The organism is Micromonospora sp. CPCC 205546, from assembly GCF_036902715.1.
In the GTDB taxonomy this organism is placed as follows: domain Bacteria; phylum Actinomycetota; class Actinomycetes; order Mycobacteriales; family Micromonosporaceae; genus Micromonospora.
The window spans coordinates 82858-101965 of the sequence record NZ_JBAKHL010000010.1 but is presented as its reverse complement, the minus strand read 5'-3'; the positions used below and the strand labels follow the sequence as shown (position 1 = coordinate 101965).

Genomic DNA, 19108 nt, shown 5'->3' with positions numbered 1-19108 from the left:
GACGACCGGCCTCGTGCCGCACCCTCCGCCCCCGGGCGGTATTCCGCCAGCGTGCCGGTCGAGCTGAGTCGTCTACGACATCACCGGCGACGGGCGAGCTTCTTGTCCGGCGGATGGGGCGGCGGTGTCTCGCGGGTGTGCCTGTCGAGCTGAGTCGTCTACGACATCATCGCCGGCGCTGGTCGGCGACCGCGTCGCTCCGGGACGGGGGCGGCGGGTCCGCGAAGGTCACCCGTCGTCGTTGAGTCGTCTGTGACATCAGCTCGACAGCGTCGATACCGCAGCATGCCCCGCCGCCCGCTGCTCATCCGCCCGCCGCTCGTCCGTCGGCCGCCGCCGCCCGTACGCAGCTCGTCCGGGCGGGCTGTGGCGTGGGCCCCGTCGGGGTGCCGGACGGGCGTCCGGCGGGCGTGTGGCGGGGAGGGGCCCGGCCAGGTGCCGTGGTCAGTCCGACCAGCGGCGCAGTTCGCGCTTGGCCAGCGAGGAACGGTGGACCTCGTCGGGGCCGTCGGCCAGGCGCAGCGTGCGGGACTGGGCCCAGAGGGCGGCGAGCGGGGTGTCCTGGCTGACGCCGGCGCCGCCGTACGCCTGGATGGCCTTGTCGATCACCCACTCGGCCATGGCGGGAGTGGCGATCTTGATGGCCTGGATCTCGGTGTGCGCGCCCTTGTTGCCGACCGTGTCCATCAACCAGGCGGTCTTGAGCACCAGCAACCGGGCCTGCTCGATGCGCACCCGCGACTCGGCGATCCACTCGCGCACCACGCCCTGCTCGGCGAGCGGCCGACCGAACGCGACCCGCTCCAGGGCCCGCCGGCAGAGCAGCTCCAGGGCCCGCTCCGCCATGCCGACCAGCCGCATGCAGTGGTGGATCCGGCCGGGGCCGAGCCGGGCCTGGGCGATGGCGAAACCGGCGCCCTCCGCCCCGACCAGGTTCTCCGCCGGCACGCGGACGTCGGTGAAGTCGATCTCGGCGTGGCCGCCGTGCGAGGCGTCGCTGTAGCCGAACACCGTCATGCCCCGCCGCACGGCGACGCCGGGGGTGTCCCGGGGCACCAGGATCATGCTCTGCTGGCGGTGCCGGTCGGCCTCCGGGTCGGTCTTGCCCATCACGATGAAGATCTCGCAGCGCGGGTCCATCGCCCCCGACGACCACCACTTGCGCCCGTCGACCACGTAGTGGTCGCCGTCGCGGGTGATCCGGGTCGCGATGTTCGTCGCGTCCGAGGACGCCACCTCCGGCTCGGTCATGCAGAACGCGGAGCGGATCTCGCCCTCCAGCAGCGGTCGCAGCCAGCGCTCCTGCTGCTGCGGCGAGCCGAACTCGGCGAGCAGCTCCATGTTGCCCGTGTCGGGCGCGGCGCAGTTGAGCGCCTCCGGGGCCAGGTGCGGGCTGCGCCCGGTCAGCTCGGCCAGCGGGGCGTACTGCAGGTTGGTCAGGCCGGCGCCGTGGCGCGGGTCGGGCAGGAAGAGGTTCCACAGGCCGCGCCTGCGCGCCTCGGCCTTCAGCTCGGCCATCACGGGGGGCCGGGCCCAGGGGTCGCCGGCGGCGGCCACCTGCGCCGCGTGCACCGGCTCCGCCGGGTAGACGTGCTCGTCCAGGAACGCGGTCAGCTCGGCCCGCAACTGCTCGGTGCGGGTGTCGTAGGCGAAGTCCATCAACGCTCCCTGGCGGCGGTCAGCCCGTGTTCGACCAGCGGTGCCACCATGTCGCCGATCCGGTCGAAGCCCTCGCCGAGCGTCTGCCCGAGAGTGTGCCGGTAGTGGATGCCCTCGCAGATCACCGCGAGCTTGAAGCAGCCGAGCGCGACGTGCCAGTGCAGCGGCCCGACGTCGACGTCGCCGCGCCCGGCGTACCGCGCGATCAGCTCCGTGCCGGTGGGGAACCCGGCGCGCGGGCCGAGCCCGTCGGCGACGGGGTTGCCGGCGGCCGAGTCGCTGCCACCCAGCACGTCCCAGTAGGTCAGCAGCAGCCCGAGATCGGCGAGCGGGTCGCCGAGGGTGGCCATCTCCCAGTCGAGCACGGCCCGTACGGCCACCGGGTCGACGGTGGCCAGCAGGTTGTCCAGCCGGTAGTCGCCGTGCACGATCCGGCCGGCGTTGGCGCCCTCCGGCGCGGTGCCGGCGAGCAGGTCGCGCAGCTCCTCGATGCCGGGCAGCGGCCGGCTGCGGGACCGGTCGAGCTGACCGGCCCAGCGGCGGACCTGCCGAGCCAGGTAGCCCTCCGGGCGGCCGAAGTCGGCAAGCCCCACCGAGGCGGGCTCGACCGCGTGCAGGGCGGCGAGGGTGTCCATCATCGCCATCGCCAGCTCGCGACGCTGGTCGGCGGTGAGCGGATCCGTCTGGGCGCGGGTGCGGAACACCTCGCCGTGCACCCGTTCCATCAGGTAGAAGGGCGCGCCGATCACCTCGGCGTCCTCGCAGAGCAGCAGCGCGGCGGGCACCGGCACGTCGGTCGGCGCCAGCGCGGAGATCACCCGGTACTCCCGGGCCATGTCGTGCGCGGTGGCCAGCACGTGCCCGAGCGGCGGGCGGCGCAGCACCACCTCCCGCTCGCCGACGCCGAGCAGGTAGGTCAGGTTGGACTTGCCACCCGCGATCAACCGGGCGCGCAGCGGGCCGTCGGCCAGCTCGGGCCGGTGCCGGGCCAGGTGACCGGCGAGCCGGTCGAGATCCAGCCCGCGGGGGGAGGCGGCGGGGACAGGCACGCTGCCCGGCCCGTGCGCGTCGACGGCCGGCTCGGTCATCCGAATAGTTGATGGCACCTCCGCCATGTTGTCAAGGTCGGGGTGTGACCCTCGGGACATGCCGCGGCAACAGGGGCGAAACGGCCGCCGGCCAGGCTGGGGCCCAGCCTGCCGGCCAACGGCGCCGGCCCGCCGAGCGGAGGGTTCAGACATGTTGCTGCGAGTTCGGGTCACCCTGCCGGACCGTCCCGGCACGCTCGGTCAGGTGGCGCGCACCATGGGCGTGTCCGGCGCGGACATCGTCCAGGTGGTCGTCCTGGAGCGGCTCGGCGGGCGGGCGGTGGACGACTTCACCGTGGTCTGGCCGGGCGCTGCGCGGGTCGAGCGGCTGCTCGCCGGGCTGGCGGCGATCCCCGGCGTCCGGGTGGACGGGGTGTGGCGGGCGATCGGCACACCCACCACGTCAGGGCAGGACGCCGAGCTGCTGGCCCAGGTCGCGGCCAACCCGGTCGAGGGCGCGGCCACCCTGGTCGACGCCGTCCCCGGCCTGCTCGCCGCCGACTGGGCGGTCGCCGCGGTGGTGCCGGTCGACTGGGCCGCCCGCACCGGCGCCGCCGGGGAGGCGAGCGTCGGGTACGCGAGCTGGCGCGCGCCCGTACCGCCGCCGCTGCCGGAGGTGACCCCGCTGCGCGCGCGGGCGATCAGCGTGCCGGGCGGCGCGCACTTCGCGGTCGCGCCGTTCGGCCGGGCCGGCCTGGTGCTGGTGGTGGCCCGGGAGTGCGCCGGGACGCCGGCCGCGGCGGCGTTCCACGCCACGGAGGTGGACCGGCTGGCGCAGCTCGTCCGGGCCGCCGCGGTGATCCTCGGCGACCGGCTCGACCCGGTCGGGGCGCCGCCGGTGGCCGCGAACCCCTGAGCCGGACCGGCGGCCGGTGTGGCGCAGGTCGCCGCGGTGCGACCGGAGCCGTCACCCGGGGGCAACCGGCCCGCAACAGCGACCCGCGAGCCTCGTACGGGGGAAGGGAGCGAACCATGACGCTGTGGCGGATCCGGGCGACCGTGGACGACCGGCCGGGCTACCTGTCGGTGCTGACGGCGAGCCTGGCGTTGCGAGGGGTCAACATCCTCGCCGTGCAGGTGCACACCACCGAGCGGGGCGCCGTCGACGATTTCCTGGTCGACGCGCCCGACTCGCTCGACGAGGCCGGCCTCGTCGCCGCCGTGCACCGGGGGCGGGGGCGGGACTGCTGGGTGGCGCGCAGCGAGGCGCGCGGGCTCGCCGACCAGCCGACCCGGGCGCTCGGCCTGGCCACCCGGCTGGTGCGGGACCCGGACGCGACCGGCGAGACGCTGCGCGCCCTGCTCGGCGCGGACGCGGTCGCCTGGCGGCCCGCGTCGACCGGCTCCGGCGGCGGGCTCGCCGAGACGACGATGCTGCTGGACGACCCGGCCGGCGGGTCGTTCGCGCTGCGCCGCGCCGTGCCGGGCTTCACCCCGGCCGAGTACGCCCGCGCCCAGGCCCTGGTCGAGCTGTCGGCGGCCGTCGCGCGCCGGGCCGCCGAGCAGGTCACCCTGGTGCTGCCCGACGGCGCCGAGGCGGCCGTACGACCCGCGACCGTCGACGACCTGCCCGGCGTCGTCGAGTTGCACGAGGGCTGCTCGGCGCGCAGCCGGCACCGCCGCTACCTGGGCGGTGCGGCGGCTCCCTCGCCGGCCCGGCTGCGCCGGCTGCTGGAGCCGGCCCGGGGCGTGACCCTGCTCGCCACGGCCGGCGGCGCCGGCGCGACCGGGTCCGTGGTGGCGATGGCGAACCTGCTCGCCGAGGGCGACGAGGCCGAGGCGGCGCTGCTGGTGCGCGACGACTGGCAGCGGCGGGGCCTCGGCTCGGCCCTGCTGCGCCGGCTGGTCCGGCACGCCGAGCAGGCCGGTCACGCGGCCCTTGTGCTGCACGTCCACGCGGAGAACGCGCCGATGCTGCGCACCGTGCGGCGGCTCGACCGGCCGGCCGCGGCCGAGCGGGACGGCGCGCTGGTCAGCCTCACCGTCCCGCTCACCGCGGGCGTGCCCTCGGTCAACGGAAGGGGCCCCTGCTGACGCGGCGGGCGCGCGGAGGCGTCACGTCGCGGGTGCGCGCGTCCCCTGCACGCAGAACCGGTTGCCCTCCGGGTCGGCGAGCACCACGTACGGCGGTTCGGCCGGGTGCGGGTCGGTCGGGTAGTGCCGCCAGTCGACCGGGTGCGCGCCCAGCGCCACGAGCCGCGCCACCTCCTCGTCGAGGTCCCGGTCGCCGGCGTCGATGTCGAGGTGGATGCGGGGGAACTCCTCGGCCGGGCTCTCGCTGACGTCCATGGCGATGGCGGTGCCCGGCACGCCGGGCGGCGGCTCCAGCACGATCCAGTCGTCGCCGGCGTACCGGGGCGGGCGGCGGTGGTAGCCCAGCGCGGCTGACCAGAAGGCCGCCGCCCGCTGCGGGTCGGACACTCCCAGGGAGAGTTGCGCGATGATCGACATCACTCGACGGTACGCGTCCGTGGTGTCGGCAGGGCCCCCTGCGACGTGCACAGGGGGCGCTGCCTCACGTCTCAGGTGGCGGGGTAGCTGCTGTAGTCGGGGAAGTTGCCGTAGAGCCGGCCGTCGCCGCCCTGGGTGACCGCGTGCACCAGCAGGTCTCCACCGACGAAGGCGCCCTTCCAGGACGCGCCCCGGCCGCCGAACGGCTCGTCCCGGTCGCCCCGGGAGCGCGGCTTGTTGATGCCCACCTTGAACGCCTGGAGGTCGACCGCGAGCTTGCCGGCCAACTCCTCGTCGTCGCAGGCCAGCGAGGCGACCAGCGCGCCGTTCGAGGCGTTCATCGCGGCCAGCAGCTCGTCGGTGGTGTCGACGACGACGATGGTGTCGACCGGGCCGAACGGCTCGGCGTGCATCAGCCGGGACCGTCCGGGCGGGGCCAGCAGCACCGACGGGGCCACGTACGCCGACGTGTCCTGCCCGTCGAGGAACGGCGCGCCGTGCAGCTTGCCCCGGTGCAGCGGCACGGCGCCGCCGCGTACCGCCTCGTCGACCTTGCGGCGCAGCTCGTCGGCCTTGGCGGCGCTGATCAGCGGGCCGAAGTCCAGCTCGGGCAGCGGGTCACCGGCGCTCCAGTCGTCGCCGACGGCGAGCGGGTGCCCGAACCGGACGGAGCGCACCACGGGCAGGTACATGTCGAGGAACTCGTCGACGAGGTCCCGCTGGACCACGAAGCGCGGGTACGCGGTGCAGCGCTGCTTGCCGTACTCGAAGCCCTTCTTCAGGTGCCCGGCGAGCAGGTCCCACTGGGAGAAGTCCCAGATGCCCCAGGCGTTGAGGCCCTCCTGCTCGATGAAGTGCCGCTTGTCGCTGTCGAGCAGCGCGGCGGCGACCTTGCCGCCGTTGGAGCGCCCGCCGACGAACGCGACGGCGCCGATCTCCGGCGCCCGTACGAGCACCTCGGACAGCTCCTCGCCGCCGCCGGAGACCAGGGTGGCGGGCAGCCCGGCCCGGTGCATCAGCGCGTGCGCGACCGTGAGGCAGACCGCCCCGCCCTGCGACGGGGTCTTCGCGATGACGGCGTTGCCGGCGAGCAGCTGCACCAGCTCGGCGTGCACGAGGACGCTCATCGGGTAGTTCCACGACGCGATGTTGCTGACCGGCCCCGGCAGTGGCTCCCGGCCGTCGGCGAGCATCCGGTCGATCTCGCCCGCGTACCACCGGACGCCGTCCAGCGCCCGGTCCACGTCGGCGCAGGCCAGCCGCCACGGCTTGCCGATCTCCCAGACCAGCAGCAGGGCGAGCAGGTCGCGGTGGGCGGTGAGCGCGTCGAGCGCGTCGCCGACCCGGGCCTTGCGTTCGGCGAGCGGGGTGTCGGCCCAGGCCCGGTGCGCGGCGGCGGCGTGCGTGACCGCGGCGCGGGCGGACTCGGCGTCGAGGCGGGCCAGGTTGACCAGCACGGTGTTGTCCACCGGCGTGCGCACCGGGCTGGGCGAGCCCACGGCGTGCCAGTCGCCGCGGACGAGGTTGTGCAGCGTGGTGACGTCGTCGACCGGGGAGCCGAACGCCTCCGGCACGGCGGCCACCGCGCGGGCGAGGGTGTCGGACCAGGAGGTGCCTTCGGCGAGTCGTAGAGCCATCGCGATCTCCTCAGGGTTGACCGGGGGAGCGGCGGCGTCGATGGCACCGCTGGTGAGGCGTACTGTCGCGCGTCGGGAAGCGGCCCGGCAACAGTACGTTCGTATGCCGGAACGCCAGCCCCGCGTCCCGCCGGTCCCACCGCGTTCTTCCGGATCCCGTCCGATGGCCTGGCCTGGGCACATGACGGCATTGCATCGACCTACTTAGATGATGTGATGAACGTCCGGTGGTCGCGGGAGGCCCGCCGGCGTCGGGTGGCGGGCCGTCCGGGGCGGAGACGAGGACCGGCCGCCGGACGAGGTGTCCGGCGGCCGGGTCGGCGCTGGGTGGGGTCAGCTCGTGAAGGTGACGTCGTCGCGACGACGGCGCATCATCAGCAGCGCGCCGCCGCCGATGAGGGCGAGGCCGCCCAGCGCGATGCTGGTGGTCGCCACGCCCGTCAGCGGCAGGCCGCCCTCGCCGCCGCCGCTGCCACCGGGGCTGGCCGTCGGCGACGCGGTGGCCGGTGCCGATGGCGAGGCGGAGCCCGACGGCGACTCCGACGGCGACTCCGACTCCGACGGCGGGGCGGACGCGCTCGGGGAGGCCGACTCCGACGGGGACTCCGACGGCTGCGGCGACTCCGAGGTGGTCGCCGACGGGCTGGGGCTCGGCGACTGCGACGGCGCGGTGCCCCCGCAGGTGTGGCTCAGGTTGAACTTGCCGGTGGTGCCGGTGATGACGGCGCTGCCGTCCAGCAGGGTCCAGCCGGCCGGGGTGAAGAGGTAGGCGTGGATCAGCCGGTCCTCGTTCTTCCCCGCCGGGTAGAGGGCGTCGGGGTGGGCGTCGTCGGCGTCCGGCACGGTGACGGTGACCTCGCCCGTGCCGGTCCCGAAGGTCAGCGTCAGGCTCTCGAACCCGCCCGAGGCCTTGCCGCCGGGCAGGACGAAGTGCCAGCCGTCGTGGTCCGCCGGGCGGTCCGCGAACCGCGGGTCGGCGCAGTCCCGAGTGGAGAAGCCGCCGGCCGACTCGTCCCGGTGGTCCGGGTTGATCGCAATGCTGCTCGACGCCCAGGCCGGGGTGGCGAGGGCGAGGCAGGCGGTGGCGGCTGCGGTGGAAACGGCCGCGCGCGCCACGCGCCGACGGTGTGGCATGAGGATTCCTCCGGAATTGATCGAGGGGGCGGCCCATGATCGCACGATGAGTGACGGTCCTGGGTATCGGGTGATCGGCCTGAGCTGCCGATACGCGTCACCCCTCTTCTCGGCGGCAGGGGAATCCGTCACTCTCGGTGGGCGCGTCGCTGTAACGCTTTCGCTCCCGCGGGCGCTCCCGCGGCGTCGGCCCACCCCCGTCCGGCGCCGCGGTGCTTCCCAAATCGCCCGCGCCCGTCTTACATTGTCGACTATCCATGGGAGCGCTCCCGGCGACCATGGTCGTACCGCGCTCACCCCGCCCGTGCCCCCACCACCCCCTCGCCACGCGGACGCACCGCCCGCAGCGTCGCGCCCGCCGGTGCCCGACGGGCGACACCACCGACAGGAGCACCTGATGCGCCATCCGAGTTCTCCGCGCCCGCCGGGCGCCCCGCCCCGGTCACGCCGCCTGTTGGCCGCCGGCACCGCCCTCGCCGCCGGCCTCGCCCTCGCCGTCACCGGCCCGGCGCCCGCGTCCGCCGTGGACGCCACGCCGACCGCCGCGACCGCCGGCACGGCACGGACCGCACCTGCCGCGGCCGGCGCGTTCAACTACGCCGAGGCGTTGCAGAAGTCGCTCTACTTCTACGAGGCGCAGCAGTCCGGCCCGCTGCCGGACTGGAACCGGGTCTCCTGGCGCGGCGACTCCGCGCTCACCGACGGCGCCGACGTCGGGCTGGACCTCACCGGTGGCTGGTACGACGCCGGCGACCACGTCAAGTTCGGCTTCCCGATGGCGTTCAGCGCCACCATGCTCGCCTGGGGCGCCGTCGAGTACCGCGCCGGCTACGTCGCCTCCGGCCAGCTGCCCCACCTGCTCAACAACCTGCGCTTCGTCAACGACTACTTCATCCGGGCGCACCCGGCCCCCAACGTCCTCTACGGACAGGTCGGCAAGGGCGACGACGACCACAAGTGGTGGGGCCCCGCCGAGGTGCTGCCGATGGCGCGGCCCGCGTACAAGATCGACGCGAGCTGCGGCGGCGCGGACCTGGCCGGTGAGACGGCGGCGGCGATGGCCGCGTCGTCCATGGTGTTCCGGCCCACCGACGCCGCCTACGCCGACCGACTGCTCGGTCACGCCAGGCAGCTGCACACGTTCGCCGACACGGTGCGCAAGAACTACCACGAGTGCATCACCGACGCGACCAGCTTCTACCGCTCCTGGAGCGGCTGGCAGGACGAGCTGGTCTGGTCCGCGATCTGGCTGCACCGGGCCACCGGCGAGGCCGCCTACCTCGCCAAGGCCGAGAGCGAGTACGACAGGCTCGGCACCGAGAACCAGAGCACCACCCGCTCCTACAAGTGGACCATCGCCTGGGACAACAAGCAGTTCGGGGCGTACGTGCTGCTGGCCAACCTGACCGGCAGGCAGAAGTACGTCGACGACGCCAACCGCTGGCTGTACTACTGGACCGTCGGCGTCAACGGACAGCGGGTGCCGTACTCGCCCGGCGGGATGGCCGTGCTCGACTCGTGGGGGGCGCTGCGCTACGCCGCGAACACCGCCTTCGCCGCCCTCGTCTACAGCGACAGGACCACCGACGCCACCCGCAAGGCCCGCTACCACGACTTCGCAGTCCGGCAGATCGACTACGCGCTCGGCGACAACCCGCGCGCCTCCAGCTACGTCATCGGGTTCGGGGCCAACCCCCCGAAGAACCCGCACCACCGCACCGCGCACGGCTCCTGGTGGGACAGCCAGACCGTGCCCGTCGAGACGCGGCACACCCTCTACGGCGCGCTGGTCGGCGGTCCGTCGGCGGCCAACGACGCGTACACCGACAACCGGTCGGACTACGTGATGAACGAGGTCGCCACCGACTACAACGCCGGCTTCAGCTCCGCGCTGGCCCGGCTCACCCAGGAGTACGGCGGCACCCCGCTCGCCGGCTTCCCCCGCGCCGAGACGCCCGACATCGACGAGCTGACCGTGGAGACCACGGTGATGCAGGCCGAGCCGCGCGCCACCGGCCTCAAGGCCATCGTCTACAACAAGTCCGCCTTCCCGGCCCGCGCGCTGACCGACGGGAAGTTCCGCTACTACTTCCGCCCCGACGGCACCGGCCCGGTCACCGTGACCCCCGGCTACACCCAGGGCTGCCCGTCGCCGTCCAGCGCCAGGCAGTTCTCCGGCGACGTCTGGTACGTCGAGGTGGACTGCACCGGGCACACCATCGCGCCCGCCGGGCAGTCGCAGCACCGGATGGAGGTGCAGTTCAAGATCGGCGTGCCCGAGGGCGGCACCTGGGACCCGACGAACGACCCGTCGTACCAGGCGACGGCGGGGCCGAACCGCAAGGTCACCCTCTACTCCGGCGCCACCCGGATCTGGGGCGAGGAGCCCGCGCCGGCCACCCCCGACACCACCGCGCCGACGGTGCCCGGCACCCCCGTCGCCTCGGCCGTCACCGCGACCGGGCTGACCCTGACCTGGCCCGCGTCCACCGACGCCGGCGGCAGTGGGCTGGCCGGCTACGAGGTCACCCAGGCGCAGGTGGGCAGCGACGCGCTCGTCCTGCTCAACGCGACCACGAACACCCTGGCGGTGACCGGGCTGCTGCCCGAGCGCACGTACCGGTTCACGGTGCGGGCCCGCGACGGCGCGGGCAACCGCTCCGCCGCCTCGCCCGTGGCCGAGGTGAGCACGCCCGTCGCCCCGGCCCCCGACACCGTCGCACCGACCCGCCCCGGCACCCCGACCGCCTCGGCGGTCACCGCCACCGGGCTCACGCTGAGCTGGGCGGCGTCGACCGACAACGTCGGCGTCACCGGCTACCGGGTCTACCGGTCGGCCGCCGGTGGGGACACGCTTGTCGGCTCGCCCACCGGCACCACGCTGGCGCTGACCGGGCTGACCGCGGCCACCGCGTACCAGTTCTTCGTGGTGGCGGTGGACGCGGCCGGCAACGCCTCGGCGGCGTCCGCGCCGGTCGCGGTCACCACCGCCGACCCGCCCGTGTCCGGCGGCTGCGCGGTGGCCTGGACGACCAGCACCTGGGACAGCGGCTTCACGGCGAACGTCACCGTCACCAACACCGGCACGACCGCGATCGACGGCTGGACGCTCGCCTTCGGCTTCCCCAGCGCCGGCCAGAAGGTCGGCCAGGGCTGGTCGGCGACCTGGACCCAGACCGGCACCGCGGTCACCGCCACCAACATCTCCTACAACGGTCGCCTCGCGCCGGGGGCGTCGACGAGCGTCGGCTTCAACGGCACCCACACCGGTACGAACCCGAAGCCCACCGCCTTCACCCTCAACGGCACCCCCTGCACGGTCTCCTAGCCGCACAAGATCTTGGACAGTTGCCGTTCCCTGCGGACGGCAACTGTCCAAGATTTACATCCCGGCTCGCCAGCCGGCGGCCGTCAGGGCGCGGCGGACCGAGGCGGCGACCTCGTCGGGGCGGGCGCGGACCAGCCACGCGGGAAGCGGAGGATGCGGACCCCCGAGGTCCAGACGTCGTTCTGGCGTCTCATGTCGGCCGCCCAGTGCCGGACGTCCATGTGGTGCGCCCCGTCGATCTCGACGTGCAACCCCCACTCCCGCCAGTACGCGTCGAGCCACCGCGTCCGCCCGAGGCGTCGGTGCGCCGCTGTTGGAGGCGGGGCGCGGGCAGGCCGTGACGGCGGCAGAGCCGGACGAAGTCGATCTCCGAGAGCGCCTCCGCGCCGCCGGCGATGTCGGCCACGGTCTGCCGGATCAACGCCCGTCGACGGGCCTGGGGCAGCGCGTCCAGCACCGCCGACAACTCTTCCGGCGTGACCCGCCGCTGCTGACAGCCGGCCGCCAACGCCGCCTGCGCCTGATCGACGGTGCGGGCCCAGCCAGCCGCGTCCACCAGCGCCGGGGCCGTGGTCGTCCGCGGCGGGCGGGCGAGCTGAAGATGCTCCGGCGGCAGCTTCGACGCGCGGTGCACGACGACCGCCGGCATGTCGGTCGGCAGCCGGCCCAGCACGGTGCGGCCCGCCCGCCGGTGCGCTGGCACGAGCACGTGCAGCGGCTCACTGCGCAACCCGCGTACGCCCGCCTCGGCGGCGGCCGTCGGACCGGCCAGCACCGCCCCGGGACCCGCGGCGAGCACCGCCACCCACAACTGCTGGTCGCGGGTGAGCCGGCCGTTGCCCATCAGCACGACGCCCCGGCAGACCGAGCGCCACCGCCCGGAGCGCACGCGTCCGCGTACGGTGCCCTCGGTCAGCGACCGGGTCACCTGGGCGGTGGTGACGACGCCGGCCTGCGCGAACGCCAGCCAGTCGAGCGCGTCGGCCTCGGCCGGGAGGTCGGGGTTCACCCGTGCCACCCTCGCCGCCGGCCGCGCCGCCCACCGCCCCGCGCGCAGATCCCGGGCGGTCTCCGCCTCCCGCGAGCGGTAGCCGGCCGGGAATCGGGGCATAACCTCCTCGTGGAACTGGTGACGGTGGGGCACGGGACGGCGGACCGGCAGCGGCTGGGCGAGCTGCTGACCGGCGCCGGGGTCGCGCTCGTCGTGGACGTGCGGCGCTTCCCGGCGAGCCGGACCAACCCGGACGTACGCCGGGAGGAGCTGGCCCGCTGGCTGCCGGCGGCGGGCGTGGACTACCGCTGGGAGCAGCGCCTCGGCGGCCGGCGGCACACCCCGGCCGGCGCCGACGAGCCGGACAGCTGGTGGACCGTCGCCGCCTTCCGGGCGTACGCGGCGTACACCCGTACCGCCGACTTCCGGGCGGCGCTGGACGCGGTGCTGGCCGACGCGGCCGCCCGGACCACGGCGGTGATGTGCAGCGAGAGCGTCTGGTGGCGCTGCCACCGGCGGCTGATCGCCGACGTCGCCGTGCTGGCCCGCGGCGTGCCGGTGCGCCACCTGATGCCCGACGGCCGGCTCACCCCGCACCGCCCCGCCGAGGGCGCCCGCCGGCTGCCCGACGGCGGCCTCGTCTGGGACGGGTGACCGACGGGCGGCGCGTTCGGTGCGCAGTCGACTCAGTCGGCCAGTTCGTCGGCGAGCAGGTCCATCAGCAGCCCGTCGTGCCAGCGTCCGTCCTCGCCGCGCTCGTAGCCGCGCAGCACCCCGACGGGGCGGAAGCCCACCTTCGCGTACGCCCGCACGGCCGCCGTGTTCGCCGCCGCCGGGTCGATGGTGAACCGGTGGTGGCCGTGCTCGTCGATCAGGTGCCGGACCAGGGTGCGGATCGCGTCACCGCCCAGCCCCGCGCCGCGTACCGCCGGGTCGAGGAAGAGGTCCATGCTGGCGTGCCGGTAGTCGGGGTCGTCCTCGGCGTACCACTGGATCGCCCCGACGACCCGGCCGTCGTGCTCGATCGCGTACACCGACAGGGACTCGTCGGCGAGGTCGGCACGGACGGACGCGACCAGGTCGTCGCCGCCGCGCCACCAGCGCCGGACCTCCGGGGTGGCCCGGATCGCGGCGAGCGCCGCCACGTCCGCGGCCGTCGCCGGCCGCAGGGTCACCGCCCGGCCCCGCAGCATCCGCCTCAGCCCCGCATCTCGCCGTGCTCGACGCAGACCGCCGCCCAGCCGACCGGCAGCACCTGCACCTTCATCCGGCGGCGGCAGTACGCGCAGAAGCGCGGCGGCTCCAGCACCCGGGCCGCCGCGCACCCGTCGTGCGACCCGACCGCCACGGCCTCGCCGCAGCGGTCGCACCAGGCGGCCGACGCCCCGTCGGCCGCCGTCGCCGCGTCACTCGTCGTCACCGGGGCGCTCACAGCGTGGCGGAGAGCGCCTTGACGGGCATCTTCAGGTCGTCGAGCAGCTCCAGGTCGGCGTTCGCCGGCCGACCCAGGGTGGTCAGGTAGTTGCCGACGATGACCGCGTTGATGCCGCCGAGCAGGCCGTCGCGGGTGCCCAGGTCACCGAGGGTGATCTCCCGGCCGCCCGCGTACCGCAGGATGGTGCGCGGCATGGCCAGCCGGAAGGCGGCGATGGCGCGCAGCGCGTCCTTGCCCTCGACCACCGGCCGGTCGCCCAGCGGCGTGCCGGGGCGGGGGTTGAGGAAGTTCAGCGGCACCTCGTGCGGGTCCAGCTCGGCGAGCTGCGCGGCGAACTCGGCCCGCTGCTCCACCGTCTCGCCCAGGCCGAGGATGCCGCCGCAGCACACCTCCATGCCCGACTCGCGGACCATCCGCAGGGTCTCCCAGCGCTCCTCCCACGAGTGCGTGGTGACCACGTTGGGGAAGTAGGAGCGGCAGGTCTCCAGGTTGTGGTTGTAGCGGTGCACGCCCATGTCGACCAGCTCGTCGACCTGCTCCTTGCTGAGCATCCCCAGCGACGCGGCCACCTGGATGTCGACCTCGGCCTTGATCGCGGCGACGCCCTCGCGCATCTGCTTCATCAGCCGGGCGTCCGGGCCGCGCACGGCCGCCACGATGCAGAACTCCGTCGCCCCGGTCGCCGCGGTCTGCTTCGCCGCCTCGACCAGCGAGGGGATGTCCAGCCAGACCGACCGGACCGGGGAGGTGAACAGCCCGGACTGCGAGCAGAAGTGGCAGTCCTCCGGGCACCCGCCGGTCTTCAGCGAGACGATGCCCTCGACCTCCACCTCCGGCCCGCACCAGCGCATCCGCACCTCGTGGGCGAGCTGGAGGGCGGCGGGCAGCTGCTCGTCGGGCAGGTTCAGCACGGCGAGGACGCCGGCCTCGTCGAGACCGACGCCGTTCTCCAGCACCTGGGTTCGGGCCTGGTCGAGGATCTCTGGCATGGCTCGTACCCTACAAGGCCAGCTCGCCGGGATGAACGGCCCGCGTGTCGGCACCCGGGGAGGCGGGGTGGACACGCCGGGCGCTGGCCGGTGGGTGGTAATTTCGCCCGGCGGAAGCGGCCGACGACGGCCGGCGCGGCGTGTGGGGGTGACGGTGGCGGACTGGCTGGCGGCGCTCGGCCGCCGCGCCGAACTACGCGCGAAGGCGGGACTGACCCGCCGGCTGCGACCCCGGGCCGCCGGCGACGCCGTCGTGGACCTGGCCGGCAACGACTACCTCGGCCTGGCCACCCACCCCGAGGTCACCGCCGCGGCGGCGCGGGCCCTGTCGGCGTACGGGCTGGGGGCCACCGGGTCGCGGCTGGTGCGCGGCTCCACCGACGCCCACCACGCCCTCGAGGACGCCCTCGCCGACTGGCTCGGCGCCGAACGGGCACTCGTCTTCTCCTCCGGCTACCTGGCCAACCTCGCGGCGGTCCGGGCGCTGGTGCGGCCCCGTACGCTGCTCGTCTCCGACGCCCACAACCACGCGTCCCTGATCGACGGGTGCCGCATCTCCGGCGCGGAGACCGTGGTGACCCCGCACGCCGACGTGGCGGCGGTCGCCGCCGCGCTCGCCGCCGCACCGGGTCGACCGGCGGTGGTCGTCACCGAGTCGGTCTTCTCCGTCGACGGCGACCTCGCCCCGCTGGCCCGGCTGCACGCCGTCGCCCGGGAGCACGGCGCGCTGCTGCTGGTCGACGACGCGCACGCCCTCGGGGTGACCGGCCCGGCCGGTGCCGGGGGTGTGGCCGCCGCCGGCCTCGCCGGTCAGCCCGACGTCGTGGTCACGGCCACCCTCTCCAAGGCCCTCGGCGGCGCGGGCGGGGTCGTCGCGGGGCCGGCGGAGTTCGTCCGGCACGTGATCGAGACCGGCCGGACCTTCATCTTCGACACCGCGCTGCCCCCGGCCGTCGCCGCCGGCGTGCACGCCGCCCTCGGGCTGGCCCGCGCCGGCGACGACCTGCGCGCCGAACTGGCCGAGCGGGCCGCCCTGGCCGTACGCCGGCTGGGCGCCGCCGGGCTGGCGGTCTCCGCCCCCGACGGCGCGGTCGTCTCGGTCACCGCCCCCGGCCCCGAGGCGGCGACCGCCTGGGCGGCCGACTGCCGCGACCGGGGGGTCGCCGTCGGCTGCTTCCGGCCGCCGTCCACGCCGGACAGCCGGTCCCGGCTGCGGCTGACCATCGGCGCCGGCGTCCCCCGGGCGGACTTCGAGCGGGCCCTGGAGACCATCGTGGAGTGTGCCCCGTGAGCGCGAGGAGTCACGACGTGACGGGGCCGTGGCGGGGGCCGGTGCTGGTGACCGGCACCGACACCGACGTCGGCAAGACGGTGGTCACCGCCGCGATCGCCGCCGCCGCGCAGGCGGCCGGGCTGCGGGTCTCGGTGGTCAAGCCCGCCCAGACGGGTACGGCCGGAGGTGGGCCGGGCGACGTCGACGCGGTCAACCGGCTGGCGGCCCCGCTGACCGGCCGGACCCTGGCCAGCTTTCCCGACCCGCTCGCCCCGCTGGCGGCGGCCCGCGTCGCCGAGTTGCAGCCGCTGGCGCTGCAGCCCGTCGTCGACGCGGTCCGCGAGGAGGCCGACAAGCACGACCTGGTGCTCGTCGAGGGCGCGGGCGGCCTGCTCGTGCCGATGGGGCTGCGGCCGGAGGGGAAGTCCTGGACGGTGGCGGATCTGGCGGTGGAGCTGGGCTGCCCGGCCGTGGTGGTGACCCGGGCGGGTCTGGGCACCCTGAACCACACCGCGCTGACGCTGGAGGCGCTGGAGCGCCGGGGCGTGCCGGCCGGCGTGGTGGTCGGCGCCTGGCCGGCCGCGCCGGAGCTGGTGCACTGGGCCAACCTGACCGATCTGGTGCCGAGGTTGCTGGGTGCCCTGCCGGCCGGGACCGGCGCGATGGATCCGGGGGTGTTCCGGCGGTCCGCGTCCGGCTGGCTCACCCCGCTGCTGTACGGGGTGCTCGACGACTGGCGCGCGTGGGCCGAGGAGATCAGCTGAGCACCTGACTTTCGTCGGTGCCGCCGCAGGTCGGGCGTGGGTAGCCTGGCCGCCGTGGGGAACTGGTGGTCCGTCCGGGCGGGCGGCGCGGTGCGGTCCCGGGAGGTCGTCCGGCGGCTGCTCGGCGACCTGCTCCTGTGGGCGACGACCGCTGCCCCGATCGCGTCGGCGCTTGTCACCCCGCCGCACTCGGGGCCGGCCACCGCCCGGCTGGCCGGCGCGTTGCTGCTGCTCACGGTGGCGGTCGCGGTGAGCCGGCGCTGGCCGGTGGCCGCCCTGGTTGGGGTGGTGCTCGGGTCGCTGCTGGACGGCAACTTCCTCTTCGCGATCCCGGTGTTCAGTTATCTGACCGGTCGCCGCAGCGCCACCGCCCGCACGGCCGCCGTCGCCTTCGCCGCGCTCGCGGCCGGCGGCACCGTGCTCAACCTGGGGCTGCTCGGCACCGGCGCGGCCACCTGGTTCCTGCTCGCCTCGGTGCTGCTCTTCGCCGGGGTGTTCCCGTGGCTCGTCGGGCGGTACCGGCGGCAGCAGGCCGCCCTGACCGAGGCCGGCCGCCGGCACGCCGAGGCGCGGGAGCGGGAGCGGCGGGGCACCGCGGAGCGGGTCCGACTGCGGGAGCGGGCCCGCATCGCCCAGGAGATGCACGACTCGCTCGGGCACGACCTGAGCCTGATCGCCCTGCGCGCCGCCGCGCTGGAGGTCGCCGGCGATCTTCCGCCCCGGCACCGGGCCGCCGCCGCGGAGCTGCGCGCCAGCGTCTCCGCCGCCACCGAGCGGTTGCACGGGATCATCGGCGTGCTGCGGGAGCCGGACGGCGCGGCGACCACCCGGCCGGCCGACGAGAGCGTCACCGAGCTGGTCGACGGGGCCCGGGAGGCGGGCATGGCGGTGCGGCTGGACGGCGCGCAGGCCCTCGCGCAGCTGCCGCCGATGGCCGCGTACGCCGCGCACCGGGTGGTCCGGGAGGCGCTGACGAACGCCGCCCGGTACGCCCCCGGCGCGGCGGTCACCGTCGTTCTGGCCCGCGACGGCGAGCAGGCCGAGGTGGCAGTCGTCAACGCGCCGCCGCCGGCCGGGCCGCTGCCGGGTCCGCCGTCCACCGGTTCCGGCCTGCTCGCCCTCGCCGAACGGGTCCGGCTCGTCGGCGGCGCCCTGACGACCGGTCCACGCGACGGTGGCGGCTTCGCCGTCCGCGCCCGGCTGCCGGTCGCCGGACCGGGCGGCGCCGACGCCCTCCCGCCCGCGGCCGCCTGGCCGGACGTCGGGTCGCCGGATGTCGGGTCGCCGGACGTCGGGGCGGCGGGGGAGCGGGCGGGCGAGGCCGAACGGCGGCTGCGCGACGCCCGCCGGCGGGTCCGGCTCAGCCTGCTGACGGCGCTCGGCGCCCCGGCGGGCCTCGCGCTGGTCCTCGCGTTGGTCTACTACCCGGTCGCCACCGCCGGGACGGTCCTCGACGACGGGGCCTTCGCACGGATGCCCCTCGGCGCGCAGCGCGGCGAGTTGACCGGGCTGCCCCGACGACAGCTCGACCCGCCCGCCGGGACGGCACGCCCCGGCTGCGAGCACTACACCGACGGCAACTTCCCCCTGGCCCAGCCGACGTGGCGGCTCTGCTTCGTCGAGGGCCGGCTGGTCAGCAAGGAGCGGATCGACGGATGAACGCCGACACGGCCGGCCCGGTACGGGTCGTCCTCGCCGACGACGAGGCGATGATCCGGGCCGGGGTCCGGGCCATCCTGGCCACCGACCCGGGCATCGAGGTGGTGGCCGAGGCCGGTGACGGCCGGGCCGCGGTGGAGTTGGTCCGCGCGCACCGGCCGCGGGTGGCGCTGCTGGACATCCGGATGCCGAGGCTGGACGGGCTCACCGCCGCCGCCGAGATCCGCCGGCTCGTGCCGGAGACGGCGACGCTCATGCTGACCACGTTCGGCGAGGACGACCACGTCGCCCGGGCGCTCGGACACGGGGCCAGCGGGTTCCTGCTCAAGGCGGGCGACCCGCGCGAGCTGATCGCCGGGGTGCACGCCGTCGCCGACGGCGGCGCGTACCTGTCGCCGCGGGTGGCCCGCCGGGTCATCGAGCTGGGCGGGGACCGGGTGGCCCGCCGGCCGGTGGCCCGGGACCGGGTGGCCGGGCTGACCGAGCGCGAACAGGAGGTCCTCGCGCTGGTCGGGGCGGGGCTGTCCAACGCCGAGATCGCCCGCCGGCTGCACCTGGTCGAGGGGACCGTGAAGAGCTACCTGACGAGCGTCTTCACCCGGCTCGAGGTGCGCAACCGGGTGCAGGCGGCGATCCTCGCGTACGAGGCGGGGCTGGTCGAGCCGACCGGCTGACCCGCCCCGCCCCCGTGTCTCACGCG

General features: G+C 75.5%; 17 protein-coding genes. 8 read left to right on the top strand and 9 right to left on the bottom strand.

Features of this window, described 5'->3' with window-relative positions:
• Positions 1-444: 444 nt before the first annotated feature.
• On the bottom strand, positions 445-1659 hold the full coding sequence (locus V6U77_RS08670; RefSeq protein ID WP_334605707.1) for an acyl-CoA dehydrogenase family protein: 1215 nt from the start codon (positions 1657-1659) through the stop codon (positions 445-447).
• A complete protein-coding gene (locus V6U77_RS08665; RefSeq protein ID WP_334605706.1) occupies positions 1659-2747 on the bottom strand; it encodes a phosphotransferase family protein in 1089 nt (362 codons plus the stop codon). Before V6U77_RS08665 ends, V6U77_RS08670 begins: the two co-directional genes overlap by 1 nt.
• A gap of 151 nt (positions 2748-2898) precedes the next feature.
• On the opposite strand from V6U77_RS08665, the gene V6U77_RS08660 reads away from it, so the two are divergent.
• Together V6U77_RS08660 and V6U77_RS08655 are read left to right on the top strand one after the other, a co-directional pair.
• Positions 2899-3603, top strand: coding sequence for an amino acid-binding protein (locus V6U77_RS08660; RefSeq protein ID WP_334605705.1), 705 nt, complete (start codon positions 2899-2901; stop codon positions 3601-3603).
• Between the two features lie 116 nt (positions 3604-3719).
• Positions 3720-4781: a GNAT family N-acetyltransferase gene (locus V6U77_RS08655; RefSeq protein WP_334605704.1), complete on the top strand. Its 1062-nt coding sequence runs from the start codon at positions 3720-3722 to the stop codon at positions 4779-4781.
• Between the two features lie 21 nt (positions 4782-4802).
• Here the strand turns inward: V6U77_RS08655 and V6U77_RS08650 are convergent, their stop codons facing one another.
• From V6U77_RS08650 to V6U77_RS08640, 3 genes are all read right to left on the bottom strand, one after another.
• Positions 4803-5198 carry a VOC family protein gene (locus V6U77_RS08650; protein ID WP_334605703.1) on the bottom strand — a complete coding sequence of 132 codons (396 nt, stop codon included), beginning with the start codon at positions 5196-5198 and terminating at the stop codon, positions 4803-4805.
• Between the two features lie 71 nt (positions 5199-5269).
• Positions 5270-6835: an aldehyde dehydrogenase family protein gene (locus V6U77_RS08645; RefSeq protein ID WP_334605702.1), complete on the bottom strand. Its 1566-nt coding sequence runs from the start codon at positions 6833-6835 to the stop codon at positions 5270-5272.
• Between the two features lie 333 nt (positions 6836-7168).
• Positions 7169-7951 carry an LPXTG cell wall anchor domain-containing protein gene (locus tag V6U77_RS08640; RefSeq protein ID WP_334605701.1) on the bottom strand — a complete coding sequence of 261 codons (783 nt, stop codon included), beginning with the start codon at positions 7949-7951 and terminating at the stop codon, positions 7169-7171.
• Between the two features lie 415 nt (positions 7952-8366).
• On the opposite strand from V6U77_RS08640, the gene V6U77_RS08635 reads away from it, so the two are divergent.
• The gene (locus V6U77_RS08635) at positions 8367-11297 is read left to right on the top strand and encodes a glycoside hydrolase family 9 protein (RefSeq protein WP_334605700.1); all 2931 of its coding nucleotides are present in this window, start codon (positions 8367-8369) and stop codon (positions 11295-11297) included.
• A 190-nt stretch (positions 11298-11487) separates the two neighbouring features.
• Here the strand turns inward: V6U77_RS08635 and V6U77_RS08630 are convergent, their stop codons facing one another.
• Complete coding sequence (locus tag V6U77_RS08630) at positions 11488-12306, bottom strand: hypothetical protein (RefSeq protein ID WP_334605699.1); 819 nt, start codon at positions 12304-12306, stop codon at positions 11488-11490.
• 111 nt (positions 12307-12417) lie between these two features.
• Here V6U77_RS08630 and V6U77_RS08625 point away from each other — a divergent pair, with 111 nt between their 5' ends.
• Positions 12418-12942: a DUF488 domain-containing protein gene (locus tag V6U77_RS08625; protein WP_334605698.1), complete on the top strand. Its 525-nt coding sequence runs from the start codon at positions 12418-12420 to the stop codon at positions 12940-12942.
• Between the two features lie 32 nt (positions 12943-12974).
• Here V6U77_RS08625 and V6U77_RS08620 read toward each other — a convergent pair whose 3' ends face one another.
• Genes V6U77_RS08620 through bioB form a run of 3 tightly spaced genes read right to left on the bottom strand, consistent with a single transcriptional unit; the run spans position 12975 to position 14712 of the window.
• Positions 12975-13481 carry a GNAT family N-acetyltransferase gene (locus tag V6U77_RS08620; RefSeq protein ID WP_334605697.1) on the bottom strand — a complete coding sequence of 169 codons (507 nt, stop codon included), beginning with the start codon at positions 13479-13481 and terminating at the stop codon, positions 12975-12977.
• Positions 13482-13486: 5 nt separating this feature from the next.
• The gene (gene bsaP / locus V6U77_RS08615) at positions 13487-13708 is read right to left on the bottom strand and encodes a biotin synthase auxiliary protein BsaP (RefSeq protein ID WP_334605696.1); all 222 of its coding nucleotides are present in this window, start codon (positions 13706-13708) and stop codon (positions 13487-13489) included.
• Between the two features lie 8 nt (positions 13709-13716).
• Entirely contained in the window at positions 13717-14712 is a 996-nt protein-coding gene (gene bioB / locus V6U77_RS08610) for a biotin synthase BioB (protein ID WP_334605695.1), read from the bottom strand.
• A gap of 154 nt (positions 14713-14866) precedes the next feature.
• Between bioB and V6U77_RS08605 the strand changes: the two genes are divergently transcribed.
• Genes V6U77_RS08605 through V6U77_RS08590 form a run of 4 tightly spaced genes read left to right on the top strand, consistent with a single transcriptional unit; the run spans position 14867 to position 19082 of the window.
• The gene (locus V6U77_RS08605) at positions 14867-16003 is read left to right on the top strand and encodes an 8-amino-7-oxononanoate synthase (RefSeq protein WP_334605761.1); all 1137 of its coding nucleotides are present in this window, start codon (positions 14867-14869) and stop codon (positions 16001-16003) included.
• Between the two features lie 41 nt (positions 16004-16044).
• On the top strand, positions 16045-16749 hold the full coding sequence (bioD, locus tag V6U77_RS08600; protein ID WP_334605760.1) for a dethiobiotin synthase: 705 nt from the start codon (positions 16045-16047) through the stop codon (positions 16747-16749).
• A 54-nt stretch (positions 16750-16803) separates the two neighbouring features.
• Positions 16804-18408: a sensor histidine kinase gene (locus tag V6U77_RS08595; RefSeq protein WP_334605694.1), complete on the top strand. Its 1605-nt coding sequence runs from the start codon at positions 16804-16806 to the stop codon at positions 18406-18408.
• Positions 18405-19082 (top strand): response regulator transcription factor, encoded by a 678-nt coding sequence (locus V6U77_RS08590; protein WP_334605693.1) that lies wholly within the window; start codon positions 18405-18407, stop codon positions 19080-19082. The genes V6U77_RS08595 and V6U77_RS08590 overlap by 4 nt, the downstream gene beginning before the upstream one ends.
• The last annotated feature ends 26 nt before the right edge of the window (positions 19083-19108 follow it).